Here is a 23,632-nt window from a genome sequence, read left to right as displayed (position 1 = left end):
TTATCCGTCAAGCACGTAGTAGCTGTCGCCTCCGTGACCTACTGTAAAGTCTGCTAAAGGTGCTGAGAATGGATCGTCCGTTATGAACTCCTCCCTTGATGGCTTCCAGAAGAGTGTGGATCCTATTGGATAACCATGAATGATAGAGTCTATCATGGACTTTATGTCGTCTTCGTCCCAGACATAATCACGCTGGAATGCTGGAAGATAGTAGTTGTTTCTTTCCTTAAGACTCTTCCAGAGGTCAAACACTCTCATTTTTCGACTCTGAGGTTGAAGAAACTCATGCCTCACACCTCTTCAGCGAATGTTGATCTAAGAAAATGTATGGATGGTAGTAAAATTAGTTTCTTTTGAAATCATTTTCCTATTAAAAGTTTCGTTGAGTCCACTGAACTCAAGGAGGTTAATTACTTGATACCTGTTCTTGATGACATTTGCGGTAGAGTCTGGAAAAGCTACAAAAAGTACTGTCCTGCCAAGTTCTCTCGCTTTTTCTGCAAGGGGCAGAAAGTCTCTGTCACCTGAAACGATTATGAGAGCATCAATTGCGGGCCTCTCATAAAGTATGCTCATCCCATCAACTATCATGGTTGCATCAGTCGTGCTTTTTGGTCCATTTTCCTTCATAGTAGACTCCGCTAAGACGACTTTGATACCCATTTTTTCTAAGTTGTTGGCAATGTGAGGATTTTTTAGGAATATGAACGGGTTTGCATAAATTCTGGCTATTGTGACTTCATAACCAAGAGATTTGAGATACTCAAAGAATTTCCTCCAGTCAATATCTCTATCAAGTTGCACTTTTCCACCGAGGGCATTCTTAAGGCACATCACAACATTTTCACCATCAATCAACACAGCCGCCTTCATCCTCCCCACCTTTTCCGTAATATTATGCAAGCAGTTTTTGTAATGTTAATCTTCTTCATTATGTAATATTGTTGTTGTCATATTTAAGTTTTTCGGTTTAATAATTTGAGCGATCATGGTTATGATTTCAACTGACTTAGAGGATGTTACCTTTGAGGACATCAGGAGGTAATGCTCTCACAACACTACTGCCTTGCAAAGCCTTTAGAAGTCTAAAATTGGAAAGCCCTCATTTTTGAGCTTTGCATTCCCACTAGCTGGAAGATTAGTTACCAGAATAATCCTCCTCTGTTGTTTGGCAAATTTCACTGTGTGCATTGTCCCGTCTTTCAACTCAGATTCAATGACCACTACAGCAAATGAAATCCCACTAATTATCCTATTCCTGCGGACAAAATGATACTTTTTCGGTTTAGTACCTTCAGGTAGCTCCGAAATAAGAAGACCTCCACTTCTAATTATCTTCTCAGCAAGTTTTTCGTTGCTTTTTGGCACAATATCGTTTACAGGAGACGGAAGAACGCCAATTACATGGGCCCCAGTCTTCAAAGCAGTCTTTATGACAATTGAATCAATACCCAAAGCGAGGCCAGAAACAATAACAAATCCTTGTTTTGCATAAAATTCGGCTACTTTTTCAGCATAATACTCTCCCCTCTCACTAGGCTGTCTTGTGCCTACAATTGCAACTGCTGGTTTGTTTAGTAATCTAACGTTGCCAATAGCATAAATTATCTTCGGAGGATCTTTTATCTGTTTTAAAAGAGGGGGATAATCGGGGGAATCAATTGGTATCCTGGTGATCTTCCTTCTAGAGGTGCTTGGGTTGGTGTATTCGATAAGCTTTTTTTGAGTCAAGTTACCTCACCAATTTTGTCCTTGCCAAAGTAATTAAATACACTTTCGATGCCCCACATTCAAAAATTATTCTTACACATGCTCTTGCGGTATCGCCTGTGGTGAGTATGTCATCAAAGAGCACGACTTTCATATTCTCTAACCTTTGTTTGCAGGTAATTGAAAGGTAATGATCTCTTTCTATAGGACGTTTGTTTGGGGATGCTAAATGGGATTTTTGAACAGAATACCATCTTTGCAAGATTCTAGTACCATTTTTGATTTTCAATTCATTGGAGACATAGTCTACTAGTAATTTGTGCCCAAGACTAATCTCGCCTTTCTTGCTACTGGGTATTGGGATTATTATGTCAGGTTTCAGCTTTTTAAAGCGGATTAAGTTAACAACATCCTCTGCAAATTTTGAAATTACATTTAAGTACCCCTTCTTAAAATCTAAAACGCTTTTGGAAAACTCATCTTGTTGCGTCTTATTTTGTGGTAGATAATAGCCCAAGAAATAGTAAGGGACTCTCTTACCGTTAATCCACAAGTCCTCAGAATGAAACTCCGGAACTTTTTTAGGATCATAAAGTGGGAGCTTTATTATCGTTTCAATGTCTTCAGTCCTGAGGATTTCCATTTCGCAGCCTCTGCAAACAAAAATAGTACCTCTGGGAGTTTCTCTGGACGTCATCAAACTCCCACAATTAGGACAGAACTTCATCATGTAGTCACCTCAAGGCTTTAAATTAAGGAGATAAACAGTTCAAATCAATTTTTAACCAATCAAAACCCTCTTCAAGTCCTTTCATTAAAGAATCATTTTTGAAAATTTCAACATATTCAAGCAGAACTCTTGCTTTTGAGACATCCCATTCAATTTCTTTTGCCAACACTTTAAAGCAGTGTTCTTGAGTAGTCTTCTCGAATTCTTCACTTGCTAATTTCTTAGTGCATTCCCAACAATCAGCTACGAGGTAATCAATCAACGCTTCAAATAATACTTGTCCATTTTCACGGCCTCTCATTCCCCTAGCTGTGGAATACACTCTTGTTCTTTCATTTTTCTCATGTACAAGATCCTTACTCCCAACAATTAACCTTGGCTCAGTAAAACTACCAATGGTCTCCACCCTATCACCTCTTCCGTAATATTATACTAGAAACTTCCGTAATATAAAATTTTTGCATTTTGTAATATTGTTGTATTTTAAATTTTTCGGTTTTTCATAGTGCATGCCTCTTCAAGTACTAGAATTAGGAGACAAAAAGAAGAAAAGTTAAAGCTGTTCTTTGAGAATAAGTTCTTCCAAGATCTCTTTTACTTTCTTTCCATAGAACAGCTCCAGTATTCTGACGAGAGGCTTTGGAAATGTTGTTGTGAACACTTCAGAGGGCTTTGAAAACGCTGAGAGCAAATCCTTACCCCCCTCTTGCCTTACAAGCAGATAGTCAAGAAATGCATCGACACCCTTAGCAACACTGAGAATCTCTAACACTTCCTCATCAATTTCTCCTTTCTCGACTTTTGCCCTCGCTTCAGTAACCTTTTCATCACTTAACCCTACAGCTTCATAGTATGCTTTTTTAGCAATGCTCCTTAATCTTTCAAGATTCTCCTTAACTTCATTTTTGCTTGGCCTTCTCTTGAGAGCTATTCCATCTATCTTAAGCTCTCTTTCTGAAAACTCCATCCCAAATAGGGGTAGGGGATAGTCCTCAAAACAGTAGGGCAGAAATTCAACATGCATGAATTCTTGACCCCCTTCAGGATAAATAAACGGCTTGGTGCCTTCTCTGAATAATATCTCTATCTCTTTGTCAAAGTTATGGCAGAAAATGCTCTTGTAATCATCAAGAGTCAAAGCTTCATCCCCTTCAAGCTTTGCCTTTATCTTTTCAATAACATGAGGACAATCCACGAAGGCATTAAAGAGAATCTTCTTGTGAAATTTCAGTACAATTTCTGGTGGAAATTCTTGAATTGCTCTTATTGGGTACTCAAACACAACATAGTAAAAGTCGAGAGTATTCACTTCTGGACCTAACCTTAGGAATATCTCATTATTCTCTTTGAAAACACCCACGTATGTGTAAAAGAACGCCTCAGGGGTTTCAAAATCGCTAGCGACGGTTTTCTCAAAAAGCAAGTTCACGATTTCTTCTGGAATGTTATCCTGCTTGACGTAGGCTTTCACAAGACGCTTCAAGAAATAATGGATGTGCTTTAAGTCAGAAACACTTATCGGTTCCTCATGTTCATAAATTAGTATGTACTTCCTGCCTACTTCATCCTCATTAAACGTCCTCCTCTCCTGCAGTTTCTCCAAGCTGTCAAGGGACTCCTTAATCAGCAAGTAAGCCCTTGGAGTGATTATCCCTGCCTCGTTCAATTCATCAATGAGGCTTTTAGTTGCATTGATCAAAAGCCTCCTGAGAATTGCTGATGGGGAAGTCTCATGCTTGAGTGCCAAAGCGTAAAGCTTCACCCACAATGGAAACGAAATCCTGAGGGAGAGGAGTTTTGGAGTGAGGTTTTTCTCAAGCTCTTTAAGGTAGTCTTTTTTCGAGGACTCCATCAGCTCTTTTGCCTCAGCAAACTTTTCCTCCTTTACGAGCTCTGAAATTAGCTGTTGAATTTTGTTCTTCTCAATAAATTTTGACTCTTTTGTTTCAAAGTCGTAGTACGGTACTTTACCTGTCAAGGCTGCAATGTACTCCATGTCTTGTAAATTTTTGTAATTTAGTGTATTAATATCCTTGTATTTCATAATCTTCACCCAACTGTAATTTAATAGAAAAGTATTTAAAGTTTGCTAGAAATGGTCTATTGGTGATACTGTGGTTGTAGTCCGGGTTCTTAAGCCTTCTGAGATTAAGGCTTCTTATCCAAACTGGGCTGAGATTCTTGAAGAAACAGGATGGTGGTTTGAGGAAGGTGAAATTATAGTTGTCGAGCAGGAGAACAAGTTGGAAGAATTGAAAACAATTCTGCATGAAGTTTTTGAGTTTTATCTTGAGAGGTATTTTAGATTTTCTCACGAGCTTGCCCATCAATTGGCCTTTAATCTTGAGGAGTTTGCTGAGAAGTATCTAAAGAAAGTGCAGTAATTTTGCATTACGGAAATTTTAGGTTGTTAAGTGGAGAACAACTTCCATACAATAGTGGTCAGAAACTTACCATATTTCTGGTAAAAATTTCTGAAGCCTAGAATTTCAAGAAATTCTGATTTTAAGGGCTCCTTGAGGGTGTTTGTTGTATTTTGGGGTGGATATTGGCAAGTGTCCAAGTTGTGGTTCCTCTAAGCTGATTTACGACTATGAGCGGGAAGTTGCAGATATTGCAAGGGTTACTGAAGTAACCGTTTTTTATTTTATGTCTAAGTTATCCCAAATACACTGAGAATATTATTAAATATGCCTGGTTTTCGAACGCTTTTGCAGGTTTGTAGTCTTCCTCCGAGATTTCATGCATTGTCTTTACCAATCAAGTGACTACTCTAGCGCTTCTTTCTCATAAGGAACTTTTTGAATTAATATTTTGATTCAACTTCTCCAAGATTTATGGGCTTGATTTTAACTCTTCCAGCACTTCTTTAGGTGTTTGTGCTTCATTAATAGTAGCACAGCAGAAATCCCATTAATTATGCTTAGGTTTGTTTTGAGAGATAATTAATCTAGCTAGTTTACAGCTAAAACTCATTGTTTTATGAGTTTTCATAATTGTCGTTTTGGTTCACTAGTTTTTTTATCCTGAGAGCCAAGATAATCTAATATTCTACGAGATAATGCCTTTGCGTTCTCGTCACCAATCCTACCCAGAATATAAGAATCTACAAAGACTTTAGAGAGATTCATAGTGGGTCTCCTTAAGCTTCTTATAATCTATACCCTCAACTTTCTCGATAATCATTGAATCCAAGATTTTCTCAATCTCCTCCTCATCAATTATCTTAATGATGACCTTTGAATGCTCCTTGAGCTTTAACTTTTTCCAAGGATAAGTAGTAAAGCAGAAAGAATAAGGTTTAGAGGGTTTGAGTATCAATGTGAATTTGGCAGGAGCTAATGTTAGTTCTCCACTATCATCTTAAGGTATCAAAGAACTTATTCTAGGAAGGTTTAAATGCCTATTTCTTTATAACGTGAAAGGAGGTGCACAAAATGATAAAGAAAATCACGATCTCAGATCTCATTAGAATGGGAGATGAAAAGGAAAGAGAATGGTTCATGTTTCACGCTGAAGTAGAGAGAATCTTCAACGATACCGAAATTGTGGGGATAAAATATCAGGCAACGATTACCTATGTTATTGGAGAGTTAGATGAAGATGTTCTAAATACAGTTTTTGAAAGTAACTGGAATAAAACAGCAGAGGTACTCAAAAAGCATGAAATCGAAGTTGAAGATATAAAAATTGACAAAAATGAGAAGAAAGTAGAGATAAAGCTCAAAACTTCTGGAATAGTATATCGGGAGGGCCTTTTTGAATTTGAAGATATAAAAGAGCTTTTAAAAGATGTACTAGCGAGAAAGATTGAGGAAGCGTGGATCAGTGTCTTGCAAGAGCATGGATACATATAGATGAATCAAAATCGTTAAATAAGCCATACACAATATAATTATGAAGTGGTGGGAGCGTTGAGGGGTCAAGTATTTTCCATGGATGCACTGGTCTCAATGGTAATTGTAGTTATGATAATTGGAACGGTCTCTGCTACATCGGAGAGCATAAAGAATGAGATAGTTTCACTTATCGATTGGTATGAGAGAGCTAACGTAGCTGAGAATATGTTGGATGTTCTTTTAAAGAGCCCAGGTGAGCCCGAAGATTGGCATCTAGATATCTCAAAGTTGGAAGTTGTTGGACTTAGAAGTTCTAACAGGAGCTACGCTCTAGATTATCTCAAAGTTATGAAGCTTTCTTCTCCCGAGGTTATTGGAAAAGCCATAGATATTTCCAACGGGAAAGACTTCATGCTTGAGGTCTTTCTCTCAAGATATAATGTTAGCATTAACGGGACTTTTCCCAGAGTATACCTTGCAAATGTTACTTTTGGACTTGATAATCCTTCTGGTGGGGCCAATTTTAGAGTGGAAAGCCCAGATGGAAGAGACTTTACCGTTAGCTACATTCTCTTAAGAAGATCTGACGGAACCGAATATGAAAATGAAGAAGTCTGTAAATTAGTAAAGGGAAACGTACTAAAGCTTGGTAATAAAAATAATAAAAAAGAGGATGAAAGTTATATAAATTATATGAAGATAATAACAACAGAAAGCACTTCAATAGATGATAAAAAAGACGATAGGCCTCCTATCATTGTACCTCCGGGAACTGTTATAGAGATATTCATTCTCAATAAAACAAGTGACCTTCAAATTAACTTCAATCCATGCTGGCAGACGTTAAAGATTACTGGACAGGGAAACGTCGTAGTCACTGTTTCCGCATACGACAGCACAGTTCCAAATATCCTAGGAAACTACACATTTGCTCAAGTTGTTGAACTTCAGGATATTCCTACTTTGTCCTTTAGCGTGATAAACGGAACTGTTATCAACGATAAAATTATAATCGAGGCATCAATGGAGCGTTCTCCCTGGGTAGAAGTGGAAAAGAGAACAGTGAGCATTGAGACCTTTCTCTACGACCTCTCAGCAAATCCATCCTCTGAAGTCCCTATGATCTATGGAGTTCTTAGATCTCAACTTCCTGCGGGCTCTTACCTTAAGATTACAGTTCCCGATCTTCCAGGAAACATGTCCTTTGTAGTGCTATCAAAATCCGATATGAGTGGACTTATGATATACAGAATGCCTTTTGAAAACATCGTTAGAGCGGTTGTAGTTCATGGAAACACTTCAATTCACTATACTGGAAACAGTACTTCGATATCAATACCCCTAAAAGATCTCTTTGGCAATCCCCAAGAAGGAGATACAGTTGCAATGTGGCTCTACTCTTTGGAGGGATGGGACAGAGGTTCAGTAAAGATAGAAATAATTCCAGATATTAAGTGGGCGCTTGCTCCAAAATTAGACGCTGCTATAATAAAACTGTGGGTGTGGGATGATTCATGAGGAAGGGATTCATATTTACCCTCGATGCTCTCCTAGCCTTACTATTAACAACTGTAGTTGTAGCTGGTACTTTTTCCCTACTGAGGACTGAGAGAGAGGTATATTCAAGTTATTTAGTCTCCCAATACCAGCATACTGCAGAGAATGTTCTTATTGTTCTTAGGACGGCACCATTAAACCAGCTAGTCTCGTCTGAAATAATTTTAAAGTGGAGTGAGAGTGGAATATTGGATTCCGAAATAGTCTCACCAGATATGTCACCCTTAGATATCGTTGCTACTTATTGGGCAACAGATCCCATATTTCCGGAAAAAGATCTAAAGCATAAGGCTGAGATAATTTTAGGCTACATCCTTAACCAAACTTTGAAAGGATATAACTACGAACTCTTGATTAATAATTACACGAGCCCATATCTGAGAAGAGTTGGAAGCAACTACTCTAAAGCTCCATATGTTTCAGAGGCCACTCTTCTAATGAGTGGTTATGCATACAATCAGACCCCCAGGGGATATATGGCAAGGGCATACTTAACTAGAGCTACATCCGTTAGAGAAGACTTATTCGGATTTATGAGAGTTCTTGCTGAGGCCTGGGCAGGAATAGAATGGAAGAACACATTACATATATGGAGTAACGAGTTATATGTAAATGCAACCATATACCTACCTATTGATAGCAAAATTTTAGAGGCAGATGGAAACTTTGTAAAAAGAAGTGACGAAAAAATGGAGGTCTATATTAATGGGAACAGAGTATCTCTAACCTCAGGGGCTCCAAATGCCCCCGACATAAAAGATTACCTCGTTCCTGGGGACAACGTGATAGAATTCAAATTTTATAATTCCTCTTCTTATTGGGAAATGGGTATAGGAAGCGGTACAACAATATATGTGAAATACCTAAGTAGCATTCCATATGTAGAAGACCCGGGAGTCATAAAAATTTATGACGTCACCTCCCAATATACAGGGTTTATTTACTTGCTTGAAAACTTCGTCCCAGGAGATATTGAGAGTATAAATATGAAATTTAAAGTTAAAGGGGCTCAAGTAGTTAGGTTATACTATGGATTAGGAGAAAATCTTTGGCTAATTTCCGAGAAATACGTTGATCCCGCATCAATCGAAACTGTGGAGTTTACTGATGATGAAATACGAGAGGGATTATCTCGGATAGGAGTGTCGTATTCAAATCTCTCCAAGATGGTCTTTGACTTTGTATTAGCTGTTGATGCCAAGTATGACGAGAACATTGGAAGATTTCTTTATGGAGGAGGTTATTACTTTATATGGTATAATGGAGAGTATTACCCTATAACCTGTCCTGACTGTGGAGGGGTAAGAACTCGCAGACTCTATGGATATCCAGACTCCATAATTGAAATTAAGTACACGCCAAAAATCTTGAGAACTCCCTACAGCATTCCAGTATCAATAAAGGTAGGCTACTCGGACATCAAATACTCTGATTACACTGGATGGGACTGTGGAACTGATACATACAAGAGTCTGAGCTTTAAGTATACCCTCCCTCCCTATGCAGAGCCCTGGTATGTAGATCTCTGGGTTGGCTATTGTTTTGCATCAAGCACTACCCAGAGGCTAATTGAAAATAGATACGAGTTTTACAGCGGGCCAAATGGCGTTTATTCATTAAGAATTGCCTATACTAGGTTAAACGAGCAGTATATGATGATTCCAAATCAAGAAAACACATTCACAGCAACACTTGATGTTGGAGTAGACGAAGGGGGAACATCTTATAGAAAGGGGGCTACTAGGGGAGTAGTAAAGTATTTCCTAAATGCGTATGCTGGCTATGGAAAGGTCTTTCCAAAGTATATACGGGAAGGATGTGGGGGATATAATATAACATACCACTGGACTGATGGCATAAACGTTTATGAGGATACAATAACAGCAGGTGAAGAGCCTTATTGCCAGTTAAGTGCAGAAGAACTCCTCGAAGGAAGCAAACAATATGCCGTAGATGACGCCATAATTAGACTCTTCAAGAATCTTGGAGGGTACGGGACTAGGGACTCACCAATTACAGTTAAGCTCCCAGAAAATGTGAATATAGAATTTGCGTCAATGGGAGAGATTCCAGGTTTATTCGAGCCAATTCAAATAACCCTTAGAGTATGGAGGGAGAGTTAATGAGGAGAGGGTTCATCATAAATTCTACACTCTTAATTCTAATTATCCCTCTTCTTCTATTGGCAGCAACATATGCCGAGATATCCTCCTATGTAATGCATTCCCAAGCAGAAAGATCCCAAGCAGAGAGAACGTACAGCGTTGTGAATTTCCTTGAAATTGAGCTGGAAAAGAGCGTTGAAATTTCCGGAAAAAGAGCAATCATTGCTACCATTGACTATGTAGCTACTACTACAAACTTTATCAGTGGAATGGCTAACAAAACAATTGCCGAGCTGATATTTTATGGACGTTCCTCTTCTCTTCCAGGGTACGATGCTACCAGGATAATGGGCAATCAAACTCTTGAAGCATGGCTTAGTGGAGTTGAAAGAATTCTAAAGAAGCAGGGATATATACTCAAACCTTCAAAAGACGAAATACTTGCAAATACCGAAATTCTGGTTGCACCCCTTGATGCTTTCACAATTGTTATCAAGATTAGAATTCCCAACATCACCATAGAAGATCTTTCTGGGAAAGTTATTTATAGTGGCTCTCTACCGAGAAAAGGATATGCATACTCCATAGTAAACCTAAATAATCTTGAAGATCCTTTCCACTCCGCAATGACAAAGGGTAGGTATAAACGCTCATTGAGAGCCTGTGAGTACGCTTATTCCAACATATCTCCCCCCTTTACTTTTGCCGAAGGTGAGGGGATTGGAAGTGGAGTTTTAGTTGGGAGATTTGGCATTGAATTTATTTCTAACGCTACCCATATAGTGGATTCCGACACAGGTTACTATATCACAAATCTTACAATTAATGGTGTTAAAGTAAGTCCGAGAGATTTTATTCTTAATAATGGAGATAGGGGAGTTTTGGTATTTGAGGGAGGAAAGGGAAGCGAAGTTAGATGGTGTTCGTCACTTCAGTACAGGATAAACTTGACTATCCAAAATAACGTAGGAATTGACTTAGATGATTATCAAATACCATTATTAATATCTACGGCAAAAGGATTTACACAGGAAATTCTCGACTTCATATTTTCAAACACCCAAACTACCAATGATCAAGATATATTCAGAAAAGGCGCTGCAATCGAAATTTATGACTCAAACTGCAATCCGATTCCATTTTGGATAGAATACTGGGATCCAACAAACCAGAAAGCACTAATTTGGATTAGAGACAGCATTCCGAATGGAGGCAGAAAAACGTATTCACTGTACTTTGGTAGCGGAACACCAACAAAAGGAAATGGAGAGGCCGTATTCATATTTTTTGATGACTTTGAGGATTCTACATGGACGGACAAGTGGGAGGCTGTTGATGTCACACCAACTCAAAGCAACGGGGAACTTTATATTCAAGGAGGTAATAATGTACTTGCAGTAAAAAGTAAGTACTATATTGGATTTACAGGGTCATTCTCTGTAAGGTTTAGAATGAAAGGAGAGATAAGGATTATAGGGAATAAAATAAATTGGGACAGTGGAGTTGGAGTAGAAGACAACCAAGGAGGTATCCTATTGTTCACAGATGATATAGATCCTAATGTTATAAATGGTAATAAAGATTCCGGTGAGGGAATAGCTATTCATAGACCCTGGCGGAACTACCTAACAACTGGAGACTCTGGACGTTCTGATATCACTACTTACCACACCTATGAAGCCATTATGAATAATGTTAGTGAAGGATATTATGATGCAAAATTTAAAGATGTCCTTGACAGCAATGCAAACTCACAAAACAGATTAAACGATGATTATAATGAGTATTATAATTATTATTATCTAAGGATTTTTTCTGAGCTCGCCTACATTTATCTTGTCACGGATAGTGAATACGATTATATTTGGACATACTATGACTATGTCTTAGTTAGAAAAAGACCCAACACAGATCTACTCGATGATCCCTACTTTAATGGAATAACGTTTTATTGGAAGAGTACAACTCCAAGTGATGTAATTGAGAGCAAACCAACAACTTCCGCAAAAGAGATAGTTAACGCCTCAGTCTACGACATTCAACCTTTCATAAGCTGCCTTGAAGATCAAAGGTATTTTGCACTCGAAAGTGGATGGTCATTCTTTGAGAGGCTCGAGGGGAGTAACGCAAATCACGACAAATACGTAGCATTAGCTCATAAAATGCAAGAAGAGCTAAACTACAAGCCTCCTAGCGGATACTACCCAATAGGCCTAGTAAGCTTTATGATACCTCATCCTTCCTACGACCAAAAGCTTTCCACTCTTATGGCCAATTTTGGACTGACAATAACTAATGTTAGCAGTGCAGACTACTATTTCCTTACATATTACTTCAGACATGGAGATAAAGTTGAAGGATATAGAGTTTGGGGCATATCTTTCGGAAGTTATTCGGGAACAAATCTATCACTAATTCCGTTCTTCCTCGATGAGAATACAGCTAAAGAAATATTCGGACCAAGAGGAGCATGTGAACTCTTATATGGCTATAATTGTCAGTGAGGTGAAATCATGAAACTGGAAGAATTCTTATACCTCCTGGGCGAGAAGATAGAGGTAGGAATCTGGAAAATTTTCTATATAACCAAAAACCTTCTTCTTCCCTCTCCTTCCCAGGAACTCCCTAGATCTATCCTGGGAAGATTAGCTAAGAGAGCAAAGACTCCCCACGAGCTACTTAGCTTAAAGCTTCAGTTAGTCTTCTTGGTGTATCTAATCTTTAGCTTGCTCCTTGTGTTCATGAATTTTTGGAAAATTTTTATAGTTGTGGCCTTTTTTTACTTCCTCTACCTGAGATATCTTCTAATTACGAACAGAGAATTTTTCATCGATTATCAACCCTATAGAGCATTTTATCTAAGCCTATCAATTATCGCAACAATATCGTACGGTGGATTTATTATAGTAAGAGAGTATTCAACTTCACCCTACCACTACTACATATACTTACTTGCAGTTTTAGCTACTGTTCTAGTCTTTAGGCACTGGTTTAAGTCAAAGTATGGGAGAGATTACACTTATGGAGTTGTTGAAGAAGTTAAGGGGGACTTAGTTAGAGTTTACGTGCACGATGACATAGCAGCCAATGTTAAGCCCGGCTACTATTGGCTTCCAGCGGTTCCCGACGCAGAGCCTGGAAGGATAGTTAAAATATTGGTGGAGGAGCAAACGCTTAGAGGAGCAAAGCCAGTGAGAATAATTGAAGTGTACATGGAATAGGCTCAGGGGGTGTTCACCTCATCACTCTTCAGGTGGCTTGCTATTCATCATCGCCGGAGGTGATTGTGTTGAGGGAGTACCTCCTTATTAAGATTCATGAAGATGGAGTTATTAAAATTCCCCAGGAGCTCGCCTATGAGGTTGGCCTAGTTAAAGGAGCTTACTTTTTGGTTGAGATTGACACAGACATCAAGGAGCTCCACGTTGAGAGGGTTGCTCTCCCAGGGAAAAAGCTGGTGGAGATTGAGCTTGTGGTTGAAGATAAACCTGGAGTCCTTGCAAAAATTGCAGGCATTTTGGGGAAAAATGGAATAAACATCTTGTTTAACGAAGCCGAAGAGCTCGAATCATTGGGACTATCGGCAATAGTTGCTGTCGTTGACGTTAGTGGGGCAAAGATATCACTAAAAGACTTGGAAAGTACACTAAAAGAAATAAACGAGGTTAAGGAAGTAAAAATAGTGGAGATAGAGTGATGTCCCCTCCCCGACCGCCCCCCGCTCACTTCTCACGGGGGTGTGAGAGGGGAGGGGCATTCTTAACATCTCCAAACCAAATTATAAACCTTATTGAGTTCCCGCACATAGTGCCCCTGGGACAAAAAATTTTAAGGTGAAACTCCCAGGAGATAAAAAGGGCGATGAAGAGTTTAACCCCTCCTGACGGTTGCGCTCCCCCGGATGAGGAGGCGGTCCCCCCTGGAGCCCTTCTTTGAGGTGAAAACTATGGTTCCGATCATAATAAAGCCGGACATCTTAATGTTAAAGGGAGAATATCTTGATTCCAACATATACTTTCTAAAAAGTGGGAAAGAGCTGCTGATAGTTGATAGTGGAACGGGAGTTTTTTGGAATAGATATCTAAGCATAGCTCAACAGGAGGGATGGTTTAAGAACATATCTAGGGTTGTGATTTTCAATACCCACGAACACTTTGATCATGTTGGGGGTAATCATATTTTCATGAAATTCTTTAAAGAAAAAGGAATAGAAGTTGAGTTTGCTTCCCATAAAGATACGGCAAGAACACTCGAGGAGGGAGATGACTCAATAATCTTATCTTACCATTATGGCAGAAAGTACGAGCCCCATCCAGTAGATATTAAGCTTAAGGATGGAGATCTTCTCTCCATAGGGGATGTTAATCTAACGGTAATTCACACTCCAGGACACACTCAGGGGAGTGCTTGCTTATACTATGAAGACGAAAGAATAATGTTCTCAGGGGATACAGTTTTCTTAAATGCATATGGAAGGACAGATTTGCCAACGGGGGATGAAGAAGAACTGATAAGATCTCTAGAGAGACTTGCAAGATATGAAGTTAGACTTGGCCTCCCTGGGCATGGAAAGTTAATAGATGATTGGAAGTCTAACATCTATAGAATACTCGACCATCTGGAGGGGCTTTAATGAGAAAAGGGAGCGTAAAAGAAGTTTTAGCAAAAATAAAATATGATCCCAGGGAGAATGAGGAAGATTACTTTATAATAATCGAACACAGAGGAAGTTATGGCAACGTTAGAAAAATACCAGTCTCATTGATTGAGCTCGGTCACGGTTATTTCTTTGTTGGAGAAACACAAATTCCGTATCATAGGATACTTAAGGTTGTTAGAAAAGATGGGAGGGTAGTTTGGGAAAGCAGGAAGAGGGGGTTAAAATGAAAGTATTAGTTACCGGGTTTGAGCCGTTTGGAGGAGAGAAAATTAACCCCACCGAAAGAATAGCAAAGGATCTTGACGGGATTAAGATTGGAGATGCCCAAGTATTTGGGAGAGTCCTCCCAGTGGTCTTTGGGAAAGCCAAGGAAGTATTGGAGAAAACATTAGAGGAGATAAAGCCAGACATAGCAATTCATGTGGGATTGGCCCCAGGAAGGAGCGCAATAAGTATAGAGAGGATAGCCGTCAATGCTATTGACGCTAGAATTCCGGATAATGAAGGGAAGAAGATTGAGGACGAGCCAATAGTCCCAGGAGCCCCAACGGCGTATTTCTCTACACTTCCAATAAAGAAGATCATGAAGAAGTTACACGAAAGAGGAATTCCCGCTTACATCTCAAACTCCGCTGGACTTTATCTCTGCAACTACGTTATGTACCTAAGCCTCCATCACTCAGCGACTAAAGGATATCCAAAGATGAGCGGATTTATACACGTCCCTTACATCCCAGAGCAGATCATAGATAAGATAGGGAAGGGCCAAGTGCCTCCAAGCATGTGCTATGAGATGGAGCTTGAAGCTGTTAAAGTAGCCATAGAGGTTGCGCTCGAGGAGTTGTTATGAGAGCCAAAATAGCTGTAGTCCTAATTTTATTTCTCTTCTTTAGTGGGTGCACAAGCAGAGAGAATGAGCTTCGAGGAAAAGTCGTGGGAGTTGTAGATGGAGATACTGTCTATGTAGAGCTTGAGAGTGGGGGAAAAGTCAAGGTTAGGCTTGTGGGTATAGATGCTCCCGAGTTAGAGGAAGAAATAATGAGGCCTGGGGAGTATGGAAACATAACCAACACCTCATGCCTTCTCAAATATGGGAAGATTGCAAAGGATTACCTCAGGAACTTAACCCTGGGCAAGGAAGTTGTTCTCATAATGGATAGATATCAAGGTGAGCGGGATAAATATGGAAGATTGCTCGCTTACCTCTATTTAGATTCAACTGATGTCAACGAGCTTATGGTGGAGAAAGGACTTGCTAGAGTATTCTATGAGAAAAAATTTGAAAAAATGAAGGAATATTTAAAGAAAGAAGAAATAGCGAGAGAAAACCGATATGGGTTGTGGAGTTGTAGTTAAGTTTTTAATTGGAATTTTACTCCATGGTATCGATGAACATGTTTGAGGAAGTTGAAGTTGAGGCCTATGTTTATCCCACAGAAGATATAGAAAAGGTAAAGAAGGCAATGCTTAACTTAGTCCCAGGGCTAAAGTTTGAAGCTTTTGATAAGGGAGAGTACATGATTCTCGTTGGAAGGACAAGGGACAAGAGAGCTTTACAAAGACTTTATGAGCTCTTTAGGGGGCAGCAGATACTTGATACTGCCAGAATGATGCTCGAGGAGGGTTACTTTGGCGAGGAGATAATAATTAAGGTCCACAAGCAAGTGGCCTATGTGGGGAAGGTAAACTTCAACGAAGAATCACCTCTAGGTCCGATAACAATAATAATAAGAACGAAGGAGCCGCAAAAGCTAATGAAATGGCTAGCTCCAAGGACTAAGGACGGAGTTCCTATAGAGTGAATCTCCGAATGAAGTCTGCAACCTTTATTACATCTAGGGTTTCTTTGACGTCATGAGCTCTTATTATGTTTGCTCCATTTAACACAGCTATCGCCGTAGCGGCCAAGCTTCCTTCAAGCCTTTCACTTGGATCCTCCCTTCCCGTTATAGCTCCAATGAATGACTTCCTTGATATTCCAACTAAAATTGGAAGTCCAAAGACTTTCAGTAACTTTAAATTCGCTATTACCTTCGAATCCCAAACATACCAGGGAGGATATTCGGGCCTGAAAAATCCTATGGCTGGGTCTATTGCTATGTTCTCTTTCTCTATCCCGTTTTTGTATGCTATCTGAAGACTTTCCTTCAAGGAGTCTATCACTTCATGAACTGGATCTGAAAAGTTCCTTACATTTTCTTGATGTGCACATATAACGACGGGGACATCATATTCTTTAACAACTTTAACCATCTCTGGGTCTCCCTTAAGCCCAGTTACATCGTTCACAATGTCTGCCCCAGCTTTTATTGCTTCCTCAGCAACCTTAGCATTAGTTGTGTCAATACTTATCGGGACATCTACAGCATCTCTAATAGCTCTTATAGCTTCAACGGCCCTTCTAATTTCCTCTTCAACTGGTATCTCAGTTTCTAAGTAGGGAGCAGTTGATTTTGCGCCAATATCTATAAACGCCGCCCCCTCTTCAACCATTCTTACCGCTGTTTCTATAAGCTCTTCTCCTCTCTTCACACTCCCCTTGAAGAAGCTTTCAGGGGAAACGTTTATGACTCCCATTACTTTGGGAGTATCTAACGAAACTCCAGCAAACTTCATGAAATCAAAGCTCCTCCTCTTCTTCCTCTAGCAGTCCATACTTATCCAATTCTCTCAACAGCTTTCTCACTGCCTCCCAGGCATCTGCTTCACTCTTTGCACCAGAACAAACGATCTTTCCAGACGAGAATAGGAGAATCACTGACTTTGGTTCCTTGACTCTATATATCACACCTGGGAACTGCTCTGGTTCATACTCACAGTTTGGCAAGGTTAAGGCTACCACGTCTAAATTAAATTCCCTACCAATGTCACCGCTAAACACCATATTCTGCACATCTATCTGTGGTGCCCTCTTGAACTTAACTCCAATGCTCTTCAGCTTTTGAGCAAGCTTAGCTACAGCCCTTTCAATGTCTTGAACGCTTTTAGCGCCGGTAACGACAAGTTTTCCAGAGCTGAAGATCAAGAGAGCAACCTTCGGATCATCGAGATGACAAATAATACCTGGGAACTCTTCAGGATTGTACTTAGAATTTGGGCACAAATCAAGAACTTTTTCAAGGTCGAGCTGAGCGAAAAGATCGACGGAAGCAACTATGTTCTCTATCCTGAGCTTAACCTTGCTCATATCCACCATCTTAGCACCCCCTTTAAAAAGCCTTTTATAAATACCTAGGTTAAACTTTTAAATCTTCCCATCAAAAATCATGGAGATTAGCTTCTCTATGTTTGCCTTTAATTGATCAAAACCACACTCATTAACTATTATGTAATCCGCTAGGGCTATGACCTCTCCAATGCCGAAGTTTAACTCCTTCCTATCTCTCTCTACAAATTCCTCCCAGGTCTTCGGATCATCACTTCTCTGCCTCTTTAATAGTCTCTGGAATCTAGATTTTGGAGAGGAATGAATTGCCACAACCTTTATCTCTTCGTTTTTGAATTCTTTTCTGAATTCTTCTACTTCGTAGGGACTTCTAACCCCCTCCACCACAACAACTGGATTTAGTTCCAATAATTTCCTAACCTTGGGTACTGTAAGAATGGCGACAGCTCCTGGCCCCAATTCTTCCCTTACTTTTAAGCTCACTTCTTTTAATCCTTCGGGAGTCTTTGGAATACCCCTTTTTTCTGCCTCCTCCCTAATTGCATCCCCCATTGAAACAACAGGTATTCCTCTTTTTTCGAACTCTCTAGCCACAACACCCTTTCCCGAGCCTGGCATTCCTGTCAAAAGAAGTATCATGGGGGAGGAACCCCCTCAGTACGTTCTTGCAAACCTAGCTATGAATTTAGCTTCCCTACCACATACGGGACACTTCTTACCTTCCACCCTTGCACTCTCCTCAGGATAAGGGATTCCAAGCATTTTAGCCTCCAGCTCCTCTTCCATTTTAAGTCCACACTCCTCCTCTCCACACCATGGAATCTCCACTATACCTCTCCTGTCATTGAATAGTTCCTTGGCCTCTTCAATTGTGTCAACCCGTTTGATGTGGCTCTCCAACCACTCTTTGGCCCTCTCGTAGAGGTACTGCATTATGTCATCAAACAGCTCCCTAACTTTATCAACTAGCTCTTCCCTTGAAACCGTTATCTTTTCGAGCTTGTCCCTCCTTGCAAGAACAACGGTCTTTTCAGCGGCATCCCTCGGCCCAACTTCAATTCTCACTGGAACCCCCTTAAGCTCCCAATCGTAAAACTTCCATCCAGGCCTCTTGTCTCTCAAGTCTAAGTGCACCCTTATTCCAGCAAGCTTTAGCTCTTCCTCAATCTCTCTTGCATATGAGTAAACTTCCTCTTCACTTCCCTTCTTTGGGATTGGAACTATAACAACTTGGATTGGGGCTATGGTTGGTGGAAGAACCATTCCCCTGTCGTCTCCGTGAATTGCTATGACTGCAGCTAGCAATCTTTCACTCATGCCAAACGTGGTCTGGTGAACGTAGTCGTGAGTACCGTCCTCCTTCTCATAGAGGATGTTGTATGCCTTGGCAAAGTTCTGCTTATAGTTGTGCATCGTTCCTATCTGCAAGGTTCTTCCATCGGGCATTACAACTTCAGCTCCCAGGGAGTAGTAAGCTCCTGGGAACTTGTCCCATTCTGGCCTTTTAGATATGACATATGCTATTGCTAGCTTTTTCATTAGGTTATCAAAGATCTCAAGGTCTTCCTTTATCTGTCTCTCTGCATCTTCAAAGTCTGCATGAGCTGTGTGGGCCTCAAAGAACCTGCTAATTTCCCTAACTCTAATTAGAGGCCTAGTGTGCTTTGTCTCATACCTATACACGTTGACTATCTGGTAAACCTTGAAAGGCAAATCAGCGTGAGACCTTATCCAGAGGGCAAACATTGAGTACATTGCAGTTTCACTTGTTGGCCTCAAAACTAATCTAACATCCAACGGCTCATGGCCAGCATGGGTTACCCAGAAAACCTCTCCCTCAAAGCCAGCAATATGCTCGGCCTCCTTTTGGAACTCAGTTTCAGGGATTAAAGCTGGAAAGAGAACTTCCTGATGGTCCGTTCTCTCCATCTCTTCATGAATGAATTTTTCAATGTTCTTCATTATTTTAAGCCCATATGGAAGCCAGACGTTCATTCCTTTTACAGGGTACCTTTTGTCTAGGATTCCAGCCTCCTCTATTACTTCATTAAACCACTCACTGAAGTTTTCACTCCACTTCTTTCTCTCTACCATCCAACCCACCTAAGGTAAAGCGGGAGATTATTTTTAAATAAGTTTTGTTAATTTTCGCTCGATATCCATGGACAGAAAGAAAGTTATGGTGAGGCATTCAATTGCAAGTTTAGTAGCCTTAGGAATATTTGGGGGGAGCAGATTCCTATATAACGTCATCATAGGGAGAAAGTATGGGGTTGAAACCCTTGGATATACTAACTCTATAATTTCGCAAGCATTTTTTGTAGCTGGATTTTTGGCATTTTTCTCAGTTGGCCTGGGGAAATTTACCTCCGAATTCCTGGGAAAAGGAGAATACAATAGGATAAAAAAGCTCACCGGAATTTCCTTCACGTTTCCCTTTCTGGGTTTAATTCTAATTCCCTTAAACTTTCATGTCGCTCTGCTTTCAGTACTAAGGGCAATTCAACTAACTTTTAGAAGCTTTATTTATGGACTTCACAAAGGCGAACTTTATGCTTATTCTGTTATATTAGCCTTCCCATTTTTCCTCCTTGGCTTTTTAGATGGACCTCTTCTTCCTTATTATCTCCTCCTGGGAACAATTGGAATTTTCTCACTCTCTTACCTTGTATCGAGAAGCTTAATTGGTCTCCCAGGGAGAGAAGATACTAAAGCACTTATTGGCTTTTCAACATGGGCATTTCTAGGCACTATTGCGGGGATATTTCTACTACAAGCACCCTATTTTCTTACGGAAAAGCTTGCAGGAAACATCGAGGCGGGAATAGTCTCTGTGGCGCTCTCAACGGCGTTCCTACTTTCTTACCTCCCACAAATACTCCAATCTGCGATAGTCCCTCTCTATGCCTATGACTACGCTAAAGGGGATGATAAAGCAATAAAAGAACTGGCCGAAAACTCAACTTTACTTTTATCTCTTTTCTCCTCCCTACTAGTCTTTGGATTAATTTTTGCAAAGTCATTTGTTGAGGTGCTGTTTAACATTAAGATGGGAGCAGAACTTCTTTTAGCTCTAATAGGAGTTGAGTTGTACATAGCATACAATCCACTGATTAACCTTCTAACAGCAACGAAGTTTGTGAAAAAATCAGCAATATTTTCTCTGATTGGTGCCATGGTGTCAGGAATATTTTGGATTCTTTTAATCCCCAGATTAGGAGCTATAGGAACCCTTTTAGGCCTCACCCTTGGTTACGCAATAATTTTTGCACTGGTCTTGTGGGAAAGCAAGAGAAAATTCAATATAAACGCGAAAATACTAAAACCAACCCTTTTAGCTATTCCTCTACAATTGTTGTCCCTAAAATTCCCTTATACAATTTTGATTTACCTTATTACAGAAATAAAGGATATAGAAAAAGTTATGGCCTTCCTCCGTGATATAAGATCTTAATGATTTCCTCAGGTAAGCCTTCTGCCCTAATTCTTTCCTCGATTATCTTCTTATCGTATTCAACCTCTATGAACTTTGGTTTTAAGGTATCTACATCAACTAAGGCAAATGTTGCCTTGTGTTCCTTTCCAGGCGGGAAGCCAACGCTTCCTGGGCAGACAACTCTTCCGTATCTTGTCATCGCATCTACCGGATACATCGGACTTGCTACTATGAGCATTTCGTAGTCTTTTACGGGCCTCATAATGGCCTCGTAGTAGCTGGTGGGTTGCTCAGCAAGAACTTCTCCGTCGAAGGGGTTTATAGGACTGCCATAGACTCCAAATACCTCATTGCCTCCAATTTTATCAACCAGATATATTGGAAGATCCCTAAGGTACTCTCTTCCCTCATGCCCAAGCTTTTCCCAAGTGAACTTTAAGGCCTTCTTTACATGGCCAGGAAGCTCGAGCTTATCTATATACCCAGGATCTGTGGCATGAGGATCACTCATTGCAATTATCTGGTCATATTTTCCTCTAATTATCTTCACATTTTCCTTCTTGGTCAAGTCTTTTATAACCTCAATAACCTCTTTTGGATATGGGAACAAGCCAACTATGTTTCCTAAAATATAGTACTTCTCAATCTCGTACCCTTCCTCTCTCATCTCCTCTATTCTCGATAATGCTGCTGTTAGTGCCGGTAAGTTTCCCGCTATGTTTGCAAGTACTGCAACGTACACCATTTTCCCACCTCCCGATTTTTCTTACCAAAATTAACTAAATTCTTAGGGGTTTTTAAATGTTTCTATTCTTTGACTACTTCTCTTATTCTTCTAATGCTCTCCTCTATATTATCCTTATCAAATTCAACGAATATTGCTTCTGGAAACCTTGCCATTAATATTTCAAACAAGAGCCCAGGAGCATTAATAACTTTGAAGTTTTTTGTCAACTCTTTGTACTTCCTCAATCTCTCTTCCTTTGATAGGTAGAAGAACTCCTGAACAGCCACATAAGGAAATTCATCAGGATTGCTAGAGGTCGTTGTGAAAACTCCACAAGTGGGAGATCCCTTAACTCCAACAAACACAACTTTTTCTGGCTTTTCTTCCGTCAACACCCTCCCTATAAAATCGGCGATTATCTTTGATCTTTCCCTCGTTCCCAGCCTTTCTAAGACTTCTCTACTCATTGGAGGTCTCGGCCATCCTACGGCTAAGAGTTCTGGACAGGGATAAAGGAAAATAAACCATTCATCACTAAGCTCAGCTAAAAGTTTTCTCAGTTCACTTGATGTTTTGTATTCTTTGTCTTTAGGACCCCTGTAAACATAGAAAGGAGTTAAGAGGCAAGGTGCCACTACCAAAATCTTCATGTATCTTACTTAGTTTTGAAGTCTATAAGGGTTGCTGATCATCAGTTAATTTATTAATTCCCAAATATCAATCTAAGTAGGGTGAGAGCATGAGAATTGACTTTTCAAGGCATTTTCCCATAATAGGAATTGAAGGACAGAGAAAACTCCAAGAGAAAAAGGTTGCTGTTGTAGGAGCTGGAGCTTTAGGAAGTTGGGAAGTTTACTTTCTCAAAAAATTGGGGGTTGGTGAAATAATAGTAGTGGATAGGGATTTTGTAGAGGCGAGTGATATTCCCAGAACAATCTATACGGAAAAAGACATTGGAAGGCCAAAGGTTGACGTGCTTAGAGATAGGTTTGGTGTTAAAGGATATTTCGAAGATTTAAACCCAGGAACTCTTTATCTCTTAGACGAAGCTGATCTCATACTTGATGGGACGGACAATATATATACTAGACAGGTAATAAATGACTACGCAATAAAAACTGGAAAACCATGGATATATGTGGGTGTTTTAGCTACTTACGGCAATATAATGCCAATTATCCCAGAAAAAACTGCATGTTTTAGGTGTATAATGCCCAAATTGCCCTCCCGTCCTCTACCAACATGTGCCACAGCAGGAATCATGAGCTATGTACCCCCACTAGCTGCTGCAATTGCAGTAAGCCTCGCAACGAAAATCCTGCTAGGAGAGGAAGTCAAGAGCGAACTCATATTCTTTGACACAAAAACACTAGAATTTGAAAAAATTGAGATTCCCAGGAGAGATGATTGTCCTGCATGTGTTAGAAAAGAATTAACATTTCTGGAGAAGCAAATAAAAATCGAGAGAATGTGTGATGGATCAATACAAGTAGTACCTCCTGAGAGGCTTGAGGTAGACCTTGAAGATCTTGCTAAAAGATTAGAAGAAATGGGAATTGAATACATTTTGACCTCTCAGTTTATCCAGTTTGAAGATGAAGACTACGAAGTTCTTATATTCAAAGGAGGGAGAATGATTATAAGAGGAGCAGAGGATGAAAAAACTGCAAAGAACATTTTCGCCAGATACTTAGGTGGATAA

27 protein-coding genes are annotated in these 23,632 nt (G+C 39.9%); 14 read left to right on the top strand and 13 right to left on the bottom strand.

All coding sequences use genetic code 11. From position 1 onward, the window contains the following. The 6 genes from ACMFNG_RS09435 to ACMFNG_RS09410 all read right to left on the bottom strand — a co-directional run bounded on the left by ACMFNG_RS09435 (position 1) and on the right by ACMFNG_RS09410 (position 4,484). The gene (locus ACMFNG_RS09435; RefSeq protein WP_014835383.1) at positions 1–258 is read right to left on the bottom strand and encodes a DUF262 domain-containing protein; all 258 of its coding nucleotides are present in this window, start codon (positions 256–258) and stop codon (positions 1–3) included. Between the two features lie 57 nt (positions 259–315). Next, a complete protein-coding gene (locus tag ACMFNG_RS09430; RefSeq protein ID WP_011012459.1) occupies positions 316–873 on the bottom strand; it encodes an NYN domain-containing protein in 558 nt (185 codons plus the stop codon). A 204-nt stretch (positions 874–1,077) separates the two neighbouring features. Next, entirely contained in the window at positions 1,078–1,731 is a 654-nt protein-coding gene (gene dprA / locus ACMFNG_RS09425; protein ID WP_011012458.1) for a DNA-processing protein DprA, read from the bottom strand. A 1-nt stretch (position 1,732) separates the two neighbouring features. Beyond that, positions 1,733–2,440, bottom strand: a complete 708-nt coding sequence (locus ACMFNG_RS09420; protein ID WP_011012457.1) for a hypothetical protein — start codon at positions 2,438–2,440, stop codon at positions 1,733–1,735. A gap of 22 nt (positions 2,441–2,462) precedes the next feature. Then, on the bottom strand, positions 2,463–2,846 hold the full coding sequence (locus ACMFNG_RS09415) for a hypothetical protein (RefSeq protein WP_014835381.1): 384 nt from the start codon (positions 2,844–2,846) through the stop codon (positions 2,463–2,465). 147 nt (positions 2,847–2,993) lie between these two features. Next, positions 2,994–4,484 carry a hypothetical protein gene (locus ACMFNG_RS09410; protein ID WP_011012455.1) on the bottom strand — a complete coding sequence of 497 codons (1,491 nt, stop codon included), beginning with the start codon at positions 4,482–4,484 and terminating at the stop codon, positions 2,994–2,996. 70 nt (positions 4,485–4,554) lie between these two features. Between ACMFNG_RS09410 and ACMFNG_RS09405 the strand changes: the two genes are divergently transcribed. Next, entirely contained in the window at positions 4,555–4,824 is a 270-nt protein-coding gene (locus ACMFNG_RS09405) for a hypothetical protein (protein WP_011012453.1), read from the top strand. Between the two features lie 733 nt (positions 4,825–5,557). Here the strand turns inward: ACMFNG_RS09405 and ACMFNG_RS09400 are convergent. Continuing rightward, positions 5,558–5,761, bottom strand: coding sequence for an antitoxin (locus ACMFNG_RS09400; RefSeq protein ID WP_011012452.1), 204 nt, complete (start codon positions 5,759–5,761; stop codon positions 5,558–5,560). A 116-nt stretch (positions 5,762–5,877) separates the two neighbouring features. On the opposite strand from ACMFNG_RS09400, the gene ACMFNG_RS09395 reads away from it, so the two are divergent. From ACMFNG_RS09395 to ACMFNG_RS09345, 11 genes are all read left to right on the top strand, one after another. Further along, positions 5,878–6,297, top strand: coding sequence for a hypothetical protein (locus ACMFNG_RS09395; protein ID WP_011012451.1), 420 nt, complete (start codon positions 5,878–5,880; stop codon positions 6,295–6,297). A gap of 78 nt (positions 6,298–6,375) precedes the next feature. After that, positions 6,376–7,797, top strand: coding sequence for a hypothetical protein (locus tag ACMFNG_RS09390; RefSeq protein ID WP_048059091.1), 1,422 nt, complete (start codon positions 6,376–6,378; stop codon positions 7,795–7,797). Further along, a complete protein-coding gene (locus ACMFNG_RS09385; protein WP_014835379.1) occupies positions 7,794–9,959 on the top strand; it encodes a hypothetical protein in 2,166 nt (721 codons plus the stop codon). The genes ACMFNG_RS09390 and ACMFNG_RS09385 overlap by 4 nt, the downstream gene beginning before the upstream one ends. Next, positions 9,959–12,445: a DUF2341 domain-containing protein gene (locus ACMFNG_RS09380; RefSeq protein WP_011012448.1), complete on the top strand. Its 2,487-nt coding sequence runs from the start codon at positions 9,959–9,961 to the stop codon at positions 12,443–12,445. Before ACMFNG_RS09385 ends, ACMFNG_RS09380 begins: the two co-directional genes overlap by 1 nt. 9 nt (positions 12,446–12,454) lie before the next feature. Then, positions 12,455–13,162 carry a DUF2101 family protein gene (locus ACMFNG_RS09375; protein WP_011012447.1) on the top strand — a complete coding sequence of 236 codons (708 nt, stop codon included), beginning with the start codon at positions 12,455–12,457 and terminating at the stop codon, positions 13,160–13,162. Between the two features lie 68 nt (positions 13,163–13,230). After that, the gene (locus ACMFNG_RS09370) at positions 13,231–13,638 is read left to right on the top strand and encodes an ACT domain-containing protein (RefSeq protein ID WP_014835378.1); all 408 of its coding nucleotides are present in this window, start codon (positions 13,231–13,233) and stop codon (positions 13,636–13,638) included. 249 nt (positions 13,639–13,887) lie between these two features. After that, positions 13,888–14,574, top strand: a complete 687-nt coding sequence (locus ACMFNG_RS09365) for an MBL fold metallo-hydrolase (RefSeq protein WP_011012445.1) — start codon at positions 13,888–13,890, stop codon at positions 14,572–14,574. Beyond that, a complete protein-coding gene (locus ACMFNG_RS09360) occupies positions 14,574–14,828 on the top strand; it encodes a DUF504 domain-containing protein (RefSeq protein ID WP_011012444.1) in 255 nt (84 codons plus the stop codon). Before ACMFNG_RS09365 ends, ACMFNG_RS09360 begins: the two co-directional genes overlap by 1 nt. Beyond that, positions 14,825–15,451, top strand: a complete 627-nt coding sequence (locus ACMFNG_RS09355) for a pyroglutamyl-peptidase I (RefSeq protein ID WP_011012443.1) — start codon at positions 14,825–14,827, stop codon at positions 15,449–15,451. The genes ACMFNG_RS09360 and ACMFNG_RS09355 overlap by 4 nt, the downstream gene beginning before the upstream one ends. Further along, positions 15,448–15,957 carry a thermonuclease family protein gene (locus ACMFNG_RS09350; protein ID WP_011012442.1) on the top strand — a complete coding sequence of 170 codons (510 nt, stop codon included), beginning with the start codon at positions 15,448–15,450 and terminating at the stop codon, positions 15,955–15,957. Before ACMFNG_RS09355 ends, ACMFNG_RS09350 begins: the two co-directional genes overlap by 4 nt. 38 nt (positions 15,958–15,995) lie before the next feature. Then, positions 15,996–16,403 carry an RNA-binding domain-containing protein gene (locus ACMFNG_RS09345; RefSeq protein ID WP_014835377.1) on the top strand — a complete coding sequence of 136 codons (408 nt, stop codon included), beginning with the start codon at positions 15,996–15,998 and terminating at the stop codon, positions 16,401–16,403. Here the strand turns inward: ACMFNG_RS09345 and folP are convergent. From folP to proS, 4 genes are read right to left on the bottom strand one after another with little or no spacing between them, the layout of a single operon-like run. After that, positions 16,393–17,217: a dihydropteroate synthase gene (gene folP, locus ACMFNG_RS09340; RefSeq protein ID WP_011012440.1), complete on the bottom strand. Its 825-nt coding sequence runs from the start codon at positions 17,215–17,217 to the stop codon at positions 16,393–16,395. The two genes, ACMFNG_RS09345 and folP, sit on opposite strands and share 11 nt — an antisense overlap. A gap of 4 nt (positions 17,218–17,221) precedes the next feature. After that, positions 17,222–17,797 (bottom strand): TATA-box-binding protein, encoded by a 576-nt coding sequence (locus tag ACMFNG_RS09335; protein ID WP_011012439.1) that lies wholly within the window; start codon positions 17,795–17,797, stop codon positions 17,222–17,224. A gap of 48 nt (positions 17,798–17,845) precedes the next feature. Next, positions 17,846–18,406, bottom strand: coding sequence for a dephospho-CoA kinase (locus ACMFNG_RS09330; protein ID WP_011012438.1), 561 nt, complete (start codon positions 18,404–18,406; stop codon positions 17,846–17,848). 15 nt (positions 18,407–18,421) lie between these two features. Next, positions 18,422–19,861, bottom strand: a complete 1,440-nt coding sequence (gene proS / locus ACMFNG_RS09325) for a proline--tRNA ligase (protein ID WP_011012437.1) — start codon at positions 19,859–19,861, stop codon at positions 18,422–18,424. Positions 19,862–19,928: 67 nt separating this feature from the next. On the opposite strand from proS, the gene ACMFNG_RS09320 reads away from it, so the two are divergent. After that, positions 19,929–21,221: a lipopolysaccharide biosynthesis protein gene (locus ACMFNG_RS09320; RefSeq protein ID WP_011012436.1), complete on the top strand. Its 1,293-nt coding sequence runs from the start codon at positions 19,929–19,931 to the stop codon at positions 21,219–21,221. Here the strand turns inward: ACMFNG_RS09320 and ACMFNG_RS09315 are convergent. Continuing rightward, positions 21,190–21,948, bottom strand: a complete 759-nt coding sequence (locus ACMFNG_RS09315) for a metallophosphoesterase family protein (RefSeq protein WP_011012435.1) — start codon at positions 21,946–21,948, stop codon at positions 21,190–21,192. The two genes, ACMFNG_RS09320 and ACMFNG_RS09315, sit on opposite strands and share 32 nt — an antisense overlap. 62 nt (positions 21,949–22,010) lie before the next feature. Continuing rightward, positions 22,011–22,580 carry a DUF523 domain-containing protein gene (locus ACMFNG_RS09310; RefSeq protein ID WP_011012434.1) on the bottom strand — a complete coding sequence of 190 codons (570 nt, stop codon included), beginning with the start codon at positions 22,578–22,580 and terminating at the stop codon, positions 22,011–22,013. Between the two features lie 89 nt (positions 22,581–22,669). On the opposite strand from ACMFNG_RS09310, the gene ACMFNG_RS09305 reads away from it, so the two are divergent. After that, entirely contained in the window at positions 22,670–23,632 is a 963-nt protein-coding gene (locus tag ACMFNG_RS09305; RefSeq protein ID WP_011012433.1) for a ThiF family adenylyltransferase, read from the top strand.

The sequence above is a fragment of the Pyrococcus woesei genome (assembly GCF_050496105.1).
In the GTDB taxonomy this organism is placed as follows: domain Archaea; phylum Methanobacteriota_B; class Thermococci; order Thermococcales; family Thermococcaceae; genus Pyrococcus; species Pyrococcus furiosus.
The sequence above is the reverse complement of the archived record's forward strand: the minus strand, read 5'-3'. Positions and strand labels throughout refer to the sequence as shown.

Bases quoted from the DNA above. Each gene is read 5' to 3' on its own strand.
- ACMFNG_RS09435 (WP_014835383.1), bottom strand. From the start codon at position 258: ATGAGAGTGTTTGACCTCTGGAAGAGTCTTAAGGAAAGAAACAACTAC.
- ACMFNG_RS09430 (WP_011012459.1), bottom strand. From the start codon at position 873: ATGAAGGCGGCTGTGTTGATTGATGGTGAAAATGTTGTGATGTGCCTT.
- ACMFNG_RS09420 (WP_011012457.1), bottom strand. From the start codon at position 2,440: ATGATGAAGTTCTGTCCTAATTGTGGGAGTTTGATGACGTCCAGAGAA.
- ACMFNG_RS09410 (WP_011012455.1), bottom strand. From the start codon at position 4,484: ATGAAATACAAGGATATTAATACACTAAATTACAAAAATTTACAAGAC.
- ACMFNG_RS09395 (WP_011012451.1), top strand. From the start codon at position 5,878: ATGATAAAGAAAATCACGATCTCAGATCTCATTAGAATGGGAGATGAA.
- ACMFNG_RS09390 (WP_048059091.1), top strand. From the start codon at position 6,376: ATGGATGCACTGGTCTCAATGGTAATTGTAGTTATGATAATTGGAACG.
- ACMFNG_RS09385 (WP_014835379.1), top strand. From the start codon at position 7,794: ATGAGGAAGGGATTCATATTTACCCTCGATGCTCTCCTAGCCTTACTA.
- ACMFNG_RS09380 (WP_011012448.1), top strand. From the start codon at position 9,959: ATGAGGAGAGGGTTCATCATAAATTCTACACTCTTAATTCTAATTATC.
- ACMFNG_RS09375 (WP_011012447.1), top strand. From the start codon at position 12,455: ATGAAACTGGAAGAATTCTTATACCTCCTGGGCGAGAAGATAGAGGTA.
- ACMFNG_RS09365 (WP_011012445.1), top strand. From the start codon at position 13,888: ATGGTTCCGATCATAATAAAGCCGGACATCTTAATGTTAAAGGGAGAA.
- ACMFNG_RS09360 (WP_011012444.1), top strand. From the start codon at position 14,574: ATGAGAAAAGGGAGCGTAAAAGAAGTTTTAGCAAAAATAAAATATGAT.
- ACMFNG_RS09355 (WP_011012443.1), top strand. From the start codon at position 14,825: ATGAAAGTATTAGTTACCGGGTTTGAGCCGTTTGGAGGAGAGAAAATT.
- ACMFNG_RS09350 (WP_011012442.1), top strand. From the start codon at position 15,448: ATGAGAGCCAAAATAGCTGTAGTCCTAATTTTATTTCTCTTCTTTAGT.
- ACMFNG_RS09345 (WP_014835377.1), top strand. From the start codon at position 15,996: ATGTTTGAGGAAGTTGAAGTTGAGGCCTATGTTTATCCCACAGAAGAT.
- folP (WP_011012440.1), bottom strand. From the start codon at position 17,217: ATGAAGTTTGCTGGAGTTTCGTTAGATACTCCCAAAGTAATGGGAGTC.
- ACMFNG_RS09335 (WP_011012439.1), bottom strand. From the start codon at position 17,797: ATGGTGGATATGAGCAAGGTTAAGCTCAGGATAGAGAACATAGTTGCT.
- ACMFNG_RS09330 (WP_011012438.1), bottom strand. From the start codon at position 18,406: ATGATACTTCTTTTGACAGGAATGCCAGGCTCGGGAAAGGGTGTTGTG.
- proS (WP_011012437.1), bottom strand. From the start codon at position 19,861: ATGGTAGAGAGAAAGAAGTGGAGTGAAAACTTCAGTGAGTGGTTTAAT.
- ACMFNG_RS09320 (WP_011012436.1), top strand. From the start codon at position 19,929: ATGGACAGAAAGAAAGTTATGGTGAGGCATTCAATTGCAAGTTTAGTA.
- ACMFNG_RS09315 (WP_011012435.1), bottom strand. From the start codon at position 21,948: ATGGTGTACGTTGCAGTACTTGCAAACATAGCGGGAAACTTACCGGCA.
- ACMFNG_RS09310 (WP_011012434.1), bottom strand. From the start codon at position 22,580: ATGAAGATTTTGGTAGTGGCACCTTGCCTCTTAACTCCTTTCTATGTT.
- ACMFNG_RS09305 (WP_011012433.1), top strand. From the start codon at position 22,670: ATGAGAATTGACTTTTCAAGGCATTTTCCCATAATAGGAATTGAAGGA.